14 protein-coding genes are annotated in these 15318 nt (G+C 60.8%); 7 read left to right on the top strand and 7 right to left on the bottom strand.

From position 1 onward, the window contains the following. Positions 1-113: 113 nt before the first annotated feature. The 5 genes from ppx to BBF94_RS15865 all read right to left on the bottom strand — a co-directional run bounded on the left by ppx (position 114) and on the right by BBF94_RS15865 (position 4682). Positions 114-1616, bottom strand: coding sequence for an exopolyphosphatase (gene ppx, locus BBF94_RS15885; protein ID WP_065259937.1), 1503 nt, complete (start codon positions 1614-1616; stop codon positions 114-116). Positions 1617-1823: 207 nt separating this feature from the next. Further along, positions 1824-2561 carry an amino acid ABC transporter ATP-binding protein gene (locus BBF94_RS15880; RefSeq protein WP_065259936.1) on the bottom strand — a complete coding sequence of 246 codons (738 nt, stop codon included), beginning with the start codon at positions 2559-2561 and terminating at the stop codon, positions 1824-1826. Then, entirely contained in the window at positions 2548-3198 is a 651-nt protein-coding gene (locus tag BBF94_RS15875; protein WP_065259935.1) for an amino acid ABC transporter permease, read from the bottom strand. Before BBF94_RS15875 ends, BBF94_RS15880 begins: the two co-directional genes overlap by 14 nt. Next, positions 3195-3875 (bottom strand): amino acid ABC transporter permease, encoded by a 681-nt coding sequence (locus BBF94_RS15870; protein WP_065259934.1) that lies wholly within the window; start codon positions 3873-3875, stop codon positions 3195-3197. The genes BBF94_RS15875 and BBF94_RS15870 overlap by 4 nt, the downstream gene beginning before the upstream one ends. Before the next feature lie 21 nt (positions 3876-3896). Beyond that, positions 3897-4682, bottom strand: a complete 786-nt coding sequence (locus tag BBF94_RS15865; RefSeq protein WP_065259933.1) for a transporter substrate-binding domain-containing protein — start codon at positions 4680-4682, stop codon at positions 3897-3899. A 256-nt stretch (positions 4683-4938) separates the two neighbouring features. Here BBF94_RS15865 and BBF94_RS15860 point away from each other — a divergent pair, with 256 nt between their 5' ends. The 6 genes from BBF94_RS15860 (at position 4939) to BBF94_RS15835 (ending at position 12280) form a co-directional block, all read left to right on the top strand. Further along, on the top strand, positions 4939-5646 hold the full coding sequence (locus tag BBF94_RS15860) for a FadR/GntR family transcriptional regulator (protein ID WP_065259932.1): 708 nt from the start codon (positions 4939-4941) through the stop codon (positions 5644-5646). 120 nt (positions 5647-5766) lie between these two features. Continuing rightward, entirely contained in the window at positions 5767-6096 is a 330-nt protein-coding gene (trxA, locus tag BBF94_RS15855; RefSeq protein ID WP_016967174.1) for a thioredoxin TrxA, read from the top strand. A 249-nt stretch (positions 6097-6345) separates the two neighbouring features. Beyond that, positions 6346-7605, top strand: a complete 1260-nt coding sequence (rho, locus tag BBF94_RS15850; protein WP_007951825.1) for a transcription termination factor Rho — start codon at positions 6346-6348, stop codon at positions 7603-7605. A gap of 173 nt (positions 7606-7778) precedes the next feature. Further along, complete coding sequence (locus BBF94_RS15845; protein ID WP_065259931.1) at positions 7779-9776, top strand: acyltransferase family protein; 1998 nt, start codon at positions 7779-7781, stop codon at positions 9774-9776. 69 nt (positions 9777-9845) lie between these two features. Next, entirely contained in the window at positions 9846-11312 is a 1467-nt protein-coding gene (ubiD, locus tag BBF94_RS15840) for a 4-hydroxy-3-polyprenylbenzoate decarboxylase (protein WP_065259930.1), read from the top strand. Further along, a complete protein-coding gene (locus tag BBF94_RS15835) occupies positions 11312-12280 on the top strand; it encodes a CDP-6-deoxy-delta-3,4-glucoseen reductase (RefSeq protein WP_065259929.1) in 969 nt (322 codons plus the stop codon). The genes ubiD and BBF94_RS15835 overlap by 1 nt, the downstream gene beginning before the upstream one ends. A 6-nt stretch (positions 12281-12286) precedes the next feature. Here the strand turns inward: BBF94_RS15835 and BBF94_RS15830 are convergent, their stop codons facing one another. Continuing rightward, the gene (locus BBF94_RS15830; RefSeq protein WP_404820946.1) at positions 12287-12727 is read right to left on the bottom strand and encodes a sn-glycerol-3-phosphate transporter; all 441 of its coding nucleotides are present in this window, start codon (positions 12725-12727) and stop codon (positions 12287-12289) included. Positions 12728-13115: 388 nt separating this feature from the next. Here BBF94_RS15830 and BBF94_RS15825 point away from each other — a divergent pair, with 388 nt between their 5' ends. Further along, positions 13116-13784: a gamma-glutamylcyclotransferase gene (locus BBF94_RS15825; RefSeq protein WP_065259927.1), complete on the top strand. Its 669-nt coding sequence runs from the start codon at positions 13116-13118 to the stop codon at positions 13782-13784. On the opposite strand, the gene glpT is transcribed toward BBF94_RS15825, so the two are convergent. After that, positions 13760-15109 carry a glycerol-3-phosphate transporter gene (glpT, locus tag BBF94_RS15820; protein WP_065259926.1) on the bottom strand — a complete coding sequence of 450 codons (1350 nt, stop codon included), beginning with the start codon at positions 15107-15109 and terminating at the stop codon, positions 13760-13762. The genes BBF94_RS15825 and glpT overlap by 25 nt on opposite strands. Positions 15110-15318: the final 209 nt, after the last annotated feature.

Here is a 15318-nt window from a genome sequence, read left to right as displayed (position 1 = left end):
GGGGGAGAGGGTTGGGGCGAGGGGGGCGATCTTAAGCACCCCACCTGAATCCAGCCGAGCATCCAATAAAAAGGCGATCCGAAAGGATCGCCTTTTTTGTGCCTGCCGGTTACTCAGTGCACGGTCAGGACAATGCCAACCCGCGTCAGCCACTCGGCCTCAAGCGCGAAGTCGGCCTGAGTCAGCTGGTTCTCATCCAGCCAGTTTTCCGGGAACTCCACGTCGAGGTTGTCGCCATTGGCGTGCAACGCGACCTGCGGCATGGTCTGGGTGCCACGAATGTGGTGGAACAGGATCGCAAAGCGCAGCAGTACACACAGGCGGATCAGTTTGTCGCCGTCCTCGCCGAATTCGGCGAACTTGTCCTTGGGGATGTTGCGGCGGTGGCCGCGCACCAGCAGGGCGAGCATTTGCTGGTCTTCGCGGGAAAACCCGGCGAGGTCCGAGTGCTCGATCAGGTAGGCGCCGTGCTTGTGGTAGTGGTAGTGGGCGATGTCGAGCCCGACTTCGTGCACTTTCGCCGCCCAGCCCAGCAGTTCGCGCCAGATGCCGTCTTCCAACTGCCAGTCCTCGGCCACCTGATCGAAGGCGTGCAGCGCTTTGCGCTCGACCCGTGCGGCCTGTTCCAGGTCAACGTGGTAGCGCTCCATCAGCGAGGTCAGGGTGCGTTCGCGCACGTCTTCGTGATGATGGCGGCCAAGCAGGTCGTAGAGCACGCCTTCACGCAGCGCCCCTTCACAGTGATCCATGCGTTGCAGTTCAAGAGCGTCGAAGATCGCTTCGAGGATCGCCAGGCCCGCCGGGAAGATCGCCCGACGGTCAGGTTTGATGCCTTCAAAATCGATCTTGTCGACGTCGCCGAGCTTGAACAGGCGACGCTTGAGCCACGCCAGGCCTTCGGCATTCACTTCGCCGGCGCCGTGCCCGCCGGCCTTCAACGCCAGGCCGATGGCGCGGATGGTGCCCGAGGAGCCGATGGCTTCATCCCAGGTCAGGCGATGCAGGGCGTGTTCGATGCTCATGATTTCCAGGCGCGCCGCCGTGTAGGCCTGGGCGTAGCGGGCCGGGGTGATCTTGCCGTCCTTGAAATAGCGCTGGGTGAAGCTCACACAGCCCATTTGCAGGCTTTCGCGCAGCAATGGCTCGAAGCGCTGGCCAATGATGAATTCGGTACTGCCGCCGCCGATGTCGGCGACCAGGCGCTTGCCCGGGGTGTCGGCGAGGGTGTGGGACACGCCGAGGTAGATCAGGCGCGCCTCTTCACGGCCGGAGATGACTTCCACCGGGTGACCGAGGATTTCTTCGGCGCGGTGGATGAATTCCAGGCGGTTGCGGGCTTCACGCAGGGCGTTGGTGCCGACGATCCGCACGGCGCCCAGCGGCATGCCGTTGATCAGTTGGGCAAAACGCTTGAGGCAATCGAGCCCGCGCTGCATGGATTCTTCGTTGAGATGGCGCTCTTCGTCGATGCCGGCGGCCAGCTGCACCTTCTCCCCGAGGCGTTCGAGAATACGGATTTCGCCATTCTGGGCCTTGGCCACGACCATGTGGAAGCTGTTGGAGCCCAGGTCGATTGCGGCGATCAGGGACAGATTCTTGGCTTGGGATTGCGGCATGGTCAGGGGTCTCGGTCGATAACCCTGACATCGTGCCACGATCACAGGCTGCCGCCAACGCGCATGGTTCAAACCCTTGATTCAGCGCATAAAGTCTCAAGACCGCGGCGCGGCCATTCGCGAGCAAGCTCGCTCCCACAGGGGTACGCGTTCCTTTGTGGGAGCGAGCTTGCTCGCGAATGCGTCCGTCAGGCCCCCGCATAGCCCTCAGGCAGTCGCTTCGACCGTGCCGATGAAATTCGCCAGCTCCGGCGTCTGCGGATCGGCAAACAGCACTTTCGGATCGCCCACTTCATGCACCTTGCCCTGATGCATGAACACCAGTTTGTCCCCGACCTCACGGGCGAAGCGCATTTCGTGGGTGACCATGATCAACGTCATGCCTTCCCTGGCCAATTGCCGGACCACGCTGAGCACTTCATTGACCAGTTCCGGGTCCAGCGCCGAGGTGATTTCGTCGCACAACAGCACTTTTGGCGACATCGCCAGCGCCCGGGCAATCGCCACGCGCTGTTGCTGTCCCCCGGAAAGCCGATCCGGGAACGCATCGAACTTTTCACCCAGGCCAACGCGCTCCAGCATCTGCCGCGCCAGTTCCGCAGCCTTGGCCTTGGGCACTTTCTGCACCACTTGCGGCGCGAGCATCACGTTTTCGCCCACCGACAGATGCGGGAACAGGTTGAACTGCTGAAACACCATCCCGACTTTCTGCCGCAGGCTGCGCAGGTCGGCGCGGGCGGCGTCGAGGTATTCGCCATCGACTTCGATCACGCCGTCGTTGATCGATTCCAGGCCGTTGAGGGTGCGCAGCAGGGTGGATTTGCCCGAGCCGCTGCGGCCGATGATCGCCACCACCTGGCCTTCCTCGACGCTCAGGTCGATGCCTTTGAGCACGTGGTGATCGCCGTAGTATTTATGCAGGGCGGAAATTCTAAGCAGAGGCATGCAGTCTCCTTTCCAGGTAGCGCGCACTGAGGGACAGGGGGTAGCAGAGCAGGAAATAGCCAGCGGCGACGAGGCCGTAGACCATGAATGGTTCGAAGGTGGCGTTGGCGAGCATGCCGCCGGTCTTGGTCAGTTCGGTGAAACCGATGATCGAGGTTACGGCGGTGCCCTTGACCACCTGCACCGAGAAACCCACGGTCGGCGCCACGGCAATCCGCAGTGCCTGCGGCAGGATCACGTAGCGCAGTTGCTCCAGCGGATTGAGCGCCAGGCTCGACGAGGCTTCCCACTGACCATTGGGGATCGCCTCGACGCATCCACGCCAGATCTCCGCCAGGTAGGCGCTGGTGAACAGCGTCAGGGCAATCGCCGCCGCCATCCACGGGGAGATTTCCACCCCCGCCAGCGCCACGCCGAAGAACACCAGAAACAGCTGCATCAGCAACGGCGTGCCCTGGAACAGTTCGATCCAGGTAAGGGCAATGCTGCTCGGCAGCGGATTTTTCGAGATGCGCATGATCAGGATCAGCAACCCGACGAGCCCGCCGCCGATGAACGCCACCAGCGACAACGCCAGTGTCCATTGCAGGCCGCTCAACAGGTTGCGCAGGATGTCCCAGAACGTGAAGTCGCTCATTGACCGCTCCTTGCGTTGCTCGTCGACAAGTAGCGCTGGCCGAGCCAGTTCAGCAACTGACGGATCAGCAGCGCCATGCACAGGTAAATGAGGGTGGTCAGGGCATAGGTTTCAAAGGCGCGGAAGTTGCGCGACTGAATGAAGTTGGCGGCGAAACTCAACTCCTCGGTGGCGATCTGTGAACACACGGCCGAACCGAGCATGACGATGATGATCTGGCTGCTCAGGGCCGGCCAGACCTTGCCCAGTGCCGGGCGCAGCACCACGTGGCGAAATGCTTCGAAACGGCTCATCGCCAGCGCAGCCGCTGCTTCCAGTTGCCCGCGCGGTATCGCCTGGATGCCGGCGCGGATGATTTCCGTCGAGTAGGCGCCGAGGTTGATCACCATCGCCAGCACCGCCGCCTGCCACTCGGAAATCTGCACGCCGAGGGACGGCAGGCCGAAAAAGATGAAGAACAGTTGCACCAGAAACGGCGTGTTGCGGATCAACTCCACGTACACGCCGAAAACCGCCGCGAACGGCCGGATATTCCACGCCCGTACCAGCGCCCCGACGATGCCCACGCCAACGCCAAACAGCGCGCCGATGGCGGTCAGTTCAAGAGTGAACAGCGCACCGCGCAACAGCAGCTCGGTGTTTTCCACCACCGGCAGGAAATCGAATTGATAGGCCATCAAGGTCTCCCGCGTCGTCGGTCAGAGGTCGGCCGGCAGTGGTTCTTTGAGCCAGGTCTGCGCATTCTTTTCCAGAGCGCCGTCAGCCTTGGCGCCGGCCAGAATCTCGTTGACCTTGCCCAGCAGCGCCGGCTCGTTCTTGTTCACGCCGACGTAGACCGGCGAATCCTTGAGCTTCACTTTCAGCGCCGGCACACGCTTCGGATTCTTTTCGCTGATCGCGACCATCACCACGTTGCCGCTGGCAATCAGATCCACCTGGCCGGCGAGGTAGGCGGCGATGGTCGAGTTGTTGTCTTCGAAGCGCTTGATGGTCACGCCTTCGGGGGCGACCTTGGTCAGCTCGATGTCTTCGATGGCGCCACGGGTGACGCTGATGGTCTTGCCCTTGAGGTCGTCCAGAGTGCTGACGGCAGCATCTGGCGGGCCGAATACCGCGAGATAGAACGGCGCGTAGGCGCGGGAGAAGTCGATGACCTTTTCGCGCTCGGGGTTCTTGCCGAGGCTGGAAATCACCAGGTCGACCTTGCCGGTGGTGAGGAACGGGATGCGGTTGGTGCTGTTCACCGGGGTCAGTTCGAGTTTGACCTTGAGCTGGTCGGCCAGCAGTTTCGCGGTGTCGATATCGAGGCCGCGCGGCTTCATGTCAGGGCCCACCGAGCCGAACGGCGGGAAGTCCTGGGGCACGGCGACTTTCAAGGTGCCGCGTTTGACTACGTCGTCCAGACCGTCGGCATGGGCGGGGGACTGGCTGAGCATCAGGCCGGCAAACAGGGCGGCGAGGAGGGCGCTGTAACGCTTCGTCATGGACAATCTCCGGATCGGCGGGAAGTGAATGCTGCGACCGGACAGAGCACGGGGCATGCCAACGTACCGGTTTGACCCCGCAAAGCCACGGGTTTACCGGGTTTTATCGGTCTTACTGGTCTGAACAGTCAGGGTGTATTGCGCACTGCGATAGCGCATCGGCATGGCTCGTCGAACCCCGCTGGGGCATCACTTGCCTGACGCCTCGAATAGCTTTACAACTGGCCGCACCTTGGCCTGGTCCTTCTGGAAAACCATGAACTCGATCTCTCGCGCTGTACCCGAAGTGGCGCTGCAAGCGATCCGCAAACTGATTACCGAACAGGGCTTCGGACCTGGCGATGCGCTGCCTTCGCAACGGGATCTGGCGGTGCAGCTGGGCGTCAGCCGGGCATCCTTGCGCGAAGCGTTGTCGTCATTGAGTGCGCTGGGGGCGGTCAGTATCCAGCCGGGCAAGGGCGTGTTCGTACAGGCGCCGGTAGAGTTGCCGCGTGGAGCGGTGGCGCCGGTCTGGCCATTTGCGGCCCAGGCTTCGCCGCTGGAGATCTTTCAGTTGCGCTATGCGCTGGAGGGGTTTGCCGCCGGGCTGGCGGCGGTGACGCTGAGCACGTTCGATCTGGACGAACTCGAAGACAACGTGGCTGCCATGCGCGAACAGCTGCGCACCGGTGACTTCGAAGCCGCAGCGAAACTGGACTTCGAATTCCACCAGCGAATCCTGCGGGCCAGCGGCAATCAGGCGATGCTGAGCATCCTCACGGCCAGCGCCGAGATCTTTCTGGAAAGCCAGAAACTACCGTTCATCCGGGCCGAGCGGGCCATGGAAACCTGGCAGGAACACCGCAAGATCCTCCGCGCTCTGGCGCGCCGGGCCTCTGCTGCCGCCCAGAAGGCCATGCAGGAGCACGTGCGCAACGCAGCCCTGCGCACGGGAATTGCGTTTATCGCCCCCGCCGGCGCGTGACTTGAGCTATACCCAAACTCATCGAGTGCCATAGCAAGACTCAATCATCTGCGGCTTCCTGAACAAGTGAAGGGCGGCTATGATGGGCCACGTTTTTTTGCTTACAACCTGGAGAGTTCCATGAGCAGCGATCTGATCAAACACGTTAGCGACGCTAGCTTCGAAGCCGACGTACTCAAGGCCGAAGGCGCTGTCCTGGTCGACTACTGGGCTGAATGGTGCGGCCCTTGCAAAATGATCGCTCCGGTTCTGGACGAGATTGCAGAGACTTACAAAGGCAAGCTGACCGTTGCCAAACTGAACATCGACGAAAACTCGGAAACCCCGGCCAAGCACGGCGTACGTGGCATCCCGACCCTGATGCTGTTCAAGAACGGCAACGTGGAAGCGACCAAGGTCGGCGCGCTGTCGAAGTCGCAACTGGCTGCTTTCCTCGACGCCAACATCTAAGCGTCGCTGTAAGGATTGTCCTCAAAAAGCCCCGCAATTTGCGGGGCTTTTTGCGTATTCAGGGCTAGACGCTCCGAAACTCAGGTGATACATTCGGCCCCGCACTGGTTTCTCCACTGCCCCCTGCTAGCCGTCGCCGACGCACTCCTTTTCGAACAAGTACGCGATCCTGTCGCCTTCTCCGCGGCGCGGCCTCATTAAGCCAAAAGCTTAATTTCCCCCCTCCATAAATGATTACGTCATTCCTATATGAATCTGACTGAACTCAAGCAAAAGCCGATTACCGAACTGCTCGAATTGGCCGAACAGATGGGCATAGAAAATATGGCCCGTTCGCGCAAGCAGGACGTGATTTTCTCCCTGCTGAAAAAGCACGCGAAAAGCGGTGAGGAAATCTCCGGTGATGGCGTGCTGGAGATTCTCCAGGACGGCTTCGGCTTCCTGCGCTCCGCTGACGCTTCCTACCTCGCCGGCCCTGACGACATCTACGTCTCGCCGAGCCAGATCCGCCGTTTCAACCTGCGCACCGGTGACACCATCGTCGGCAAGATCCGGCCGCCGAAGGAAGGCGAGCGTTATTTCGCCCTGCTCAAGGTCGACACGATCAACTTTGATCGTCCGGAAAACGCCAAGAACAAGATTCTCTTCGAGAACCTGACCCCGCTGTTCCCGAACGTGCGCATGAAGATGGAAGCCGGCAACGGTTCCACCGAAGACCTGACCGGTCGTGTGATCGACCTGTGCGCCCCGATCGGTAAAGGCCAGCGCGGTCTGATCGTTGCTCCGCCGAAAGCCGGTAAAACGATCATGCTGCAGAACATCGCAGCGAACATCGCCCGTAACAATCCTGAAGTTCACCTGATCGTGCTGTTGATCGACGAACGTCCGGAAGAGGTGACCGAAATGCAGCGCACCGTGCGCGGCGAAGTGGTCGCCTCGACTTTCGACGAGCCGCCGACCCGTCACGTGCAGGTTGCTGAAATGGTGATCGAGAAGGCCAAGCGCCTGGTCGAGCACAAGAAGGACGTGGTGATCCTGCTCGACTCCATCACCCGTCTGGCCCGTGCCTACAACACCGTGATCCCGAGCTCCGGCAAGGTGCTGACCGGTGGTGTCGATGCCCACGCCCTGGAGAAGCCGAAGCGTTTCTTCGGTGCCGCGCGTAACATCGAAGAAGGCGGCTCGCTGACCATCATCGCCACCGCGCTGGTCGAAACCGGCTCGAAGATGGACGAAGTGATCTACGAAGAGTTCAAGGGCACCGGCAACATGGAGCTGCCTCTGGACCGTCGCATCGCCGAGAAGCGCGTGTTCCCGGCCATCAACATCAACAAGTCCGGCACCCGCCGTGAAGAGTTGCTGACTGCCGACGACGAGCTGCAGCGCATGTGGATCCTGCGCAAGCTGCTGCATCCGATGGACGAAGTGGCAGCCATCGAGTTCCTGGTCGACAAGCTGAAAACGACCAAGACCAACGACGAGTTCTTCCTGTCGATGAAGCGCAAGTAACATCGTCGGTCGAGTCCGGAGAATGGCGTCCCTCAGGGGACGCCATTTTTTTTGCCTGTTTTTTGTCCGGCTCATGGGAGGTTCCTGATCTGTTAAGGTCAGTGAATCGGTAAAAACAACAGGCAGCTCTGAGGCTGTACAAAAAACAACCATCTGATTGGCATCAAGGATTTATGAGCACACTTGCTTATCGAAGGGATATCGACGGCTTGCGCGCAGTCGCAGTGATGGCCGTGGTGCTGTTCCACTTTGGCGTCCCTGGATTTACCGGCGGATTCGTCGGTGTGGACGTGTTTTTCGTGATTTCCGGCTACCTGATTACCTCGATCATCTGGAACCAGCGCCAGGCCGGGCGCTTCGGTTTCGTCGATTTCTGGGCCCGGCGTGCGCGGCGGATCCTGCCGGCGCTGTTTGCGATGATCATCGCGGTGCTGGTGGTGGGCTGGTTCCTGCTGGCGCCCAAGGACTACGAGGAACTGGGGCGGTCGGTGCGCTACCAGGTGACCTTTGTCTCGAACATCCTGTTCATGCGCCAGGACGGCTATTTCGACGTCGCCTCGGATCTCAAACCTCTGCTGCACACCTGGTCGCTGGCGGTGGAGGAGCAGTTCTACATCGTTTTCCCGCTGCTGCTGACGTTGTTGTCGAGCCGGCTGAAGCACTGGCGGCTGGCGCTGTTCGGCGTATTGCTGCTGTCCTTCGGGCTGAGTGTGTGGGCAATCAATCACCACCCGGAGAAAGCGTTCTTTCTGCTGCCGATGCGAGCCTGGGAACTGCTGGCCGGTGCGATGCTGGCGGTGGCACCGAAACAGGCATGGCGTTTGAAGCCTTTGGCCGCGCAGCTTTTGAGCCTGTCGGGCATGGGGCTGATCCTGCTGGCGGTGTTCATCTATGACAAATCGACGCCGTTCCCGGGTGCGACCGCATTGCTGCCGGTGCTGGGGGTGGTGTTGCTGATTCTGGCCAACGGTCATCGCGAAACGGCAGTGGGGCGTCTTCTGAGCAGTCGGGTGATGGTCGGGCTCGGTCTGATTTCTTATTCCTGGTACCTCTGGCACTGGCCGGTCTTTGTATTTTCCAGCTATGCCAGCGTCGAAGAGGCCGGTCCTGTGGATAGCGCGGGATTGATTCTGCTGACGCTGGTGCTGGGTTACCTGTCATGGAAGTTCGTCGAGACGCCGTTTCGCGAGCGACGTCTGCTCGCGGGGCGCCGGCAGGTCCTGCTGGCCGGGTTCTGCGGCATTCTGATCCTGGGGCTCGCCGGGCAAGCCCTGCGCTGGACCGATGGCTTGCCCTCGCGTCTGTCCGAGCAGGCGCTGCAATACGCCGACGGTCGTGAGTGGCCACCGGAGCAGCTGGCGTGCCTGACGGACGACAAGGTTGCGGACGACAAATTGTTCTGTCATTACGGTGTCCGTGGCCTGCCGATCCAGGCTCTGGTCTGGGGGGACAGCCACGCGACGGCGCTGGTCCCGGTGCTGGAAGACGGGGCGAAAGCCCATGGTGTCAGTGTCACTCTTGCCAGTTCAGCCGGTTGCATTCCGGTTGAGGGGCTGGAAAGCGACCGGGCGTGTGCGCACTTCAACCAACGGATCGAGCAGGCCTTGAGTGCGAAACAAGTGAGCGATGTGGTGCTGGTCGCTCGCTGGAGTCTCTATTTGTACGGCGAAGCCAACGGCGATCTGGAGCATGTGTTAAGAACGCCGGGCGGTCAGTACGATCGGGCAATTGCTGAACGGCGCCTGGCCGACGGACTGCGTGCCAGTGTGGCGCGGCTTCGCGAGGACGGACGGCGGGTCTGGCTGGTCAAGGAAGTGCCGTTGCAGGCATTCAGTCCGCCCTATCGCCTGACACGCCTGGCGATGCTGGGCCATGCGGTGGATGGCGTCGGTCTGGCTGTCGACGAGCATGAAAGGCGTCAGGGCTTTATCACTCGGCTGTTCGCAGAACTGGCGCAGGATCCGATGGTGCGGATCGTCGATCCGGCGCCACGACTGTGTGACGAGCACGGTCTGTGCCGCGCCGAACGTGATGGTTACTCGCTGTACAAGGATGACAATCACCTGTCGGAAGTCGGTGCGCGAAGCGTGGCGCCGATCCTCGAGCCGCTGTTTCTCGCTCTGCAGGGCGGGAAAAATCTCGGAAAAGCCCAGGCGAATGCAGCCAAGTAAGCCATCACGGGCTGCCAGCGACCGGCAGAGCAGGTAGGATGTACGCCTATTTTGAGGGTGCCATCGTCAATGAAATTCAAGGATCTTCGGGATTTCGTGCAGCAGCTTGAGCAGCGCGGAGAGTTGAAACGCATCCGGATTCCCGTTTCGCCGGTGCTGGAAATGACTGAAGTGTGCGACCGCACACTGCGGGCCAAGGGCCCGGCACTGTTGTTCGAGAAGCCGACCGGCCATGACATTCCGGTGCTCGGCAACCTGTTCGGCACGCCCGAACGGGTCGCCATGGGCATGGGCGCCGAGTCCATCAGCGAACTGCGCGAGATCGGCAAACTGCTGGCCTTCCTCAAGGAGCCGGAGCCGCCGAAAGGTCTGAAGGACGCATGGTCGAAGCTGCCAATCTTCCGCAAGATCATCGCGATGGCGCCGAAAGTCGTCAAAGACGCACCCTGCCAGGAAGTGGTCATCGAAGGCGATGACGTCGACCTGGCAATGCTGCCGGTACAGACTTGCTGGCCGGGCGACGTGGCGCCGCTGATCACCTGGGGTCTGACCGTCACCAAGGGCCCGAACAAGGATCGGCAAAACCTCGGCATCTACCGCCAGCAAGTGATCGGCCGCAACAAGGTCATCATGCGCTGGCTCAGCCACCGTGGCGGTGCGCTGGATTTCCGTGAGTGGTGCGAAAAGCATCCGGGCCAGCCGTTCCCGGTGTCCGTGGCCCTCGGCGCGGATCCGGCGACCATTCTCGGTGCGGTCACCCCGGTGCCGGACAGCCTCTCCGAATACGCCTTCGCCGGGCTGTTGCGCGACAGTCGCACGGAGCTGGTGAAGTGCCGCGGCAACGACCTGCAAGTGCCGGCTACTGCCGAAATCATCCTCGAAGGCGTGATCCATCCCGGCGAGATGGCCGATGAAGGTCCGTACGGTGACCACACCGGTTATTACAATGAAGTCGACAGCTTCCCGGTGTTCACCGTCGAGCGCATCACCCACCGGATCAAACCGATCTACCACAGCACCTACACCGGCCGTCCGCCGGATGAGCCGGCGATTCTCGGCGTGGCGCTGAACGAGGTGTTCGTGCCGATCCTGCAGAAACAGTTCCCGGAGATCACCGACTTCTACCTGCCCCCGGAAGGCTGCTCGTACCGCATGGCCGTGGTGACGATGAAGAAGTCGTATCCGGGGCATGCCAAGCGCGTGATGCTGGGTGTCTGGTCGTTTTTGCGACAGTTCATGTACACCAAGTTCGTTATCGTCACCGACGACGACATCAATGCGCGGGACTGGAACGACGTGATCTGGGCCATCACCACGCGCATGGACCCCAAGCGCGACACGGTGATGATCGACAACACGCCGATCGACTACCTCGACTTCGCTTCGCCGGTGTCGGGGCTCGGCTCGAAGATGGGCCTGGATGCCACCCACAAGTGGCCGGGCGAAACCACTCGCGAATGGGGTCGGGTCATCGTCAAGGACGATGCCGTCACCCAACGGATCGATGCCATCTGGAATCAGTTAGGAATAGATTGATGCGTGTAACCCTGCAGCCCTCCGGAGCGGTGCTCGAGATACGGCCCGGAGAGCGGATTCTCGATGGTGCGCGGCGCCTGGGCTACGAATGCCCGCAAAGCTGCCGCAACGGCAATTGTCATGTGTGTGCGGCGCTGCTGGTGGAAGGCCGGATCGAGCAGGCCGGCAAGGTGCATGACCACGGCGAGTTCTACACTTGCATAGCGCAGCCGCTGGAAGACTGCATCCTGCTGTGGGATGGCGTGCTCGCGCTGGGAGAACTGCCGGTGCGCAGCCTGTCGTGTCAGGTCATCGAGTGCCGGGACGTCGGTGGCGACACCTGGCGTGTGCGTCTGCGTGCACCGGCCGGCAAGCCGCCGCGCTATCACGCCGGTCAGTACCTGATGATCGAGCGCGAGAGCGGCGAGAAATCGGCCTTTTCCATGGCTTCCGCGCCTCACAGCGGCCGTGACCTGGAAATCCACGTACTGGCGCGTGAAGCCAGTGCCCTGAGTCTGATCGAACAACTGCAGCGCAATGCCATGGTGCGGGTCGAATTGCCGTTCGGCGACACCCATCTGGCGGAACTGCCGGACGGGCCGCTGGTGCTGATCGCTGCAGGCACCGGCATGGGCCAGATCCACAGCCTGATCGAACATTGCCGGGCCAGCGGCTTCAAACACCCGGTGCACCTGTACTGGGGCGTGCGTCGTCCGGAAGATTTCTACGAAATCGAGCATTGGGACGAATGGCTGAAGCTGCCCAACCTGTTCCTGCACAAGGTCGTCAGTGACCAGTGCGGCTGGGAAGGGCGCTGCGGGATGTTGCATGAGGCGGTGTGCGAGGACTTCCCGGATCTGAAATCCCTGCATGTCTACGCCAGCGGCTCGCCGGCCATGGTCTACGGCACTCTGGATGCGCTGGTGGAGGCCGGGATGGATGCGCACCAGATGCGCGCCGACGTATTTGCGTACGCGCCGCGCTCCTGAATCTTTCTAGAACCGCACACCCGTTGTCACCATGGCCGCATTGGCGCCGAGAAACACCAGCTCGGCGCCCAGCGGGCCATAGTGGGCACCGACCGACGGAATGATCACCGGTGCAACGCCGAAGTGATTGAGCGGGATCTTGTCCTTGTAGTCACCGCGATAGCCCTGCAACAAGCCGCCCGTGAGTTTCACGTACACCGGGTAATCGGCGCTCTCGAAGCGTTTGCCGGCGTAGGCGTAATTGGAACGCTGACTGAACGAGTTACGGAAAGTTGCTCCGCCAAATACCCAGCCGGATGCCTGATTGCGCTCGATGCCGATCAAGTCCTGATGATTATTGTGTTCGGGGTCGGGTGAGTAATGTTTGGTATAGACACTGGTCTGTGCGTACCAGAAACCTTTGTCTTGCGCGTCGTCCGCGGCCAGCGATGGAGCGGACTGAATCATCAACAGTGCGGCCAGAATTCCTGGTTTTTGCATCGTGCAGCCTCGGGTGAACGGGTTGGCTTGCGCCAGAGGAAAGCCGTTTTACGCAGGCGATCAGCGACGGTAAATGTGGGAAGTCCGAAATTTTAGTAGGAAAAATCCCGAGACTTCATGAACGAAACCTGAACGAGGAGAGGGCTTAACGATATTTCATTCGGGTATTTAAGATATCTGCGCAATGGTATTAGGCTATATAAAACAAGATAGCCCTCGCGGATAATCCCGAATTAGCGCTATCAAAGGTGTCATACATCCTTTAGCACTTTTCGTTTTACATTTACTGCTATATGTTCTATGAACTGAATTGTGCTTACATCTTGTAATACTTGCAGGGCCGAATACTTTCGTCATGACAGCCATTGAATCTGCTTTTCTGAATCTGGCTTACCCTCCGCGGCTCGATCTGGGGCCGCAGCTGACTCACGAACAACTCCTCGCTTCCATGCAGTCGACCATGGCGCGCCACAAGGGCGGGCCGGTGTGGTTGTTCGCGTATGGTTCGCTGATCTGGCGGCCGGAATGTTCGGCAGTGGAGCGGGTTCGTGGACGGGTGCATGGCTATCATCGCGGGCTCTACCTGTGGTCGCACGAGCATCGCGGTACGCCGGAAATGCCGGGGCTGGTGTTCGGTCTGGATCGTGGCGGTTCGTGCAGCGGCTTTGCCTATCGGCTGCCGGAAGACAACCTCGACAGTGCGCTGTATGCATTGTGGAAACGCGAGATGCCGTTTCCGTCCTATCGCCCGCACTGGCTCAACTGCCGTCTTGAAGATGGCAACCGGGTACAGGCGCTGGGGTTTGTATTGGAGCGACACCTGCCCAGCTATGCCGGCAATCTGCCGGATCATGTGCTGAGCCAGGTGTTCGAAAGTGCTTGCGGGCGTTACGGTACGACTCGCGATTATGTCGAGCAGACCGCTCACGCCCTGCGCAGCCACGCCATGCCAGACCGGAATCTGGAGGCGCGGCTCAAGCGCTGCCGGTCAAAAGCCGATCAGGCGACTGCCTCGCGACTCTGACTGGTGGCTCGCTTGTGCATCAAGGTCGGGGCCAGGAAGGCCATCGACAGCAGGCAGGCGCCCACCAGCAGCACGAAACCGCCGTCCCAGCCGAAGTGGTCCACGGTGTAGCCCATGGCGGCACTGGCCGCGACCGAACCACCCAGATAACCGAACAGGCCGGTAAAGCCTGCAGCCGTACCGGCGGCTTTCTTCGGTGCCAGTTCCAGGGCCTGCAGGCCGATCAGCATCACCGGGCCATAGATCAGGAAGCCGATGGAGAACAGCGCGATCATGTCGATGGTCGGGTTGCCGGCCGGGTTCAGCCAGTAAACCAGGGTCGCCAGGGTCACCAGGGCCATGAACACCATGCCGGTCAGGCCGCGGTTGCCACGGAAGATCTTGTCCGACATCCAGCCGCACAGCAGCGTGCCCGGAATGCCCGCCCACTCATAGAAGAAGTACGCCCACGACGTCTTGTCGACGTCAAAGTGCTTGGCTTCCTTGAGGTAGGTCGGCGCCCAGTCCAGTACGCCATAGCGCAGCAGGTAGACGAAGACGTTGGCCATGGCGATGTACCACAGCATTTTGTTTCGCAGCACGTATTTGACGAAGATTTCCTTGGCGCTGAATTCGTCTTCGTGGCTGGCGTCGTAACCTTCCGGGTAGTCGTTCTTGTACTTCTCGATCGGCGGCAGGCCGACCGATTGCGGGGTGTCACGCATGGTGATGAAGGCAAATGCCGCCACCGCCAGGGCCACCGCCGCCGGCACGTAGAACGCCGCGTGCCAGTCATTGAACAGGCCCATGCCGATCAGGAACAGCGGGCCGATCAGGCCGCCGCCGACGTTGTGCGCCACGTTCCATACGGACACCACGCCGCCGCGTTCCTTCTGCGACCACCAGTGCACCATGGTCCGTCCGCTCGGCGGCCAGCCCATGCCCTGGGCCCAGCCGTTGATGAACAGCAGGATGAACATCATGGTCACGCTGGACGTTGCCCAGGGCGCGAAACCGAAAATGAACATCACCCCCGCTGAAACCAGCAGGCCGAAGGGCAGGAAGTAGCGCGGGTTGGAACGGTCGGACACCAGGCCCATGAGGAACTTGGACAGGCCGTAGGCAATGGCGATGGCGGACATTGCCAGACCCAGATCGCCCCGGCTGTAGCCTTCGTCGATCAGGTAAGGCATGGCCAGGGAGAAGTTCTTGCGCAGCAGGTAGTAACCCGCATAACCAAAGAAGATACCGGCGAAGATCTGCCAGCGCAGGCGTCGGTAGGTACTGTCTATTTTTTCTTCAGGCAAAGGAGCCTGATGTGCGGCAGGTCGAAAGAAAGCAAACATTCAAGAGCTCCAGATTTCTTGTTTTGACTGCGGATGCGAATGTTACAGTTTCGTTACCGAAAATAGCACCGGTTCCCGTCGGCAAAACAGCGGAAAATGTTGGAAGTCGCACGTTCTTTTACGAACCTGTCGCTCAGCTGTAAGAACAGGGCGTTTTCACCACTTATGAACATGAGGCGGCTTAGACTCGCATCGGTCAACCGACTGTT

This window comes from Pseudomonas bananamidigenes (assembly GCF_001679645.1).
Classification (GTDB): Bacteria; Pseudomonadota; Gammaproteobacteria; order Pseudomonadales; family Pseudomonadaceae; genus Aquipseudomonas; species Aquipseudomonas bananamidigenes.
Note: the sequence above shows the minus strand (reverse complement) of the source record. Positions and strands in the feature narration are given on the sequence as shown.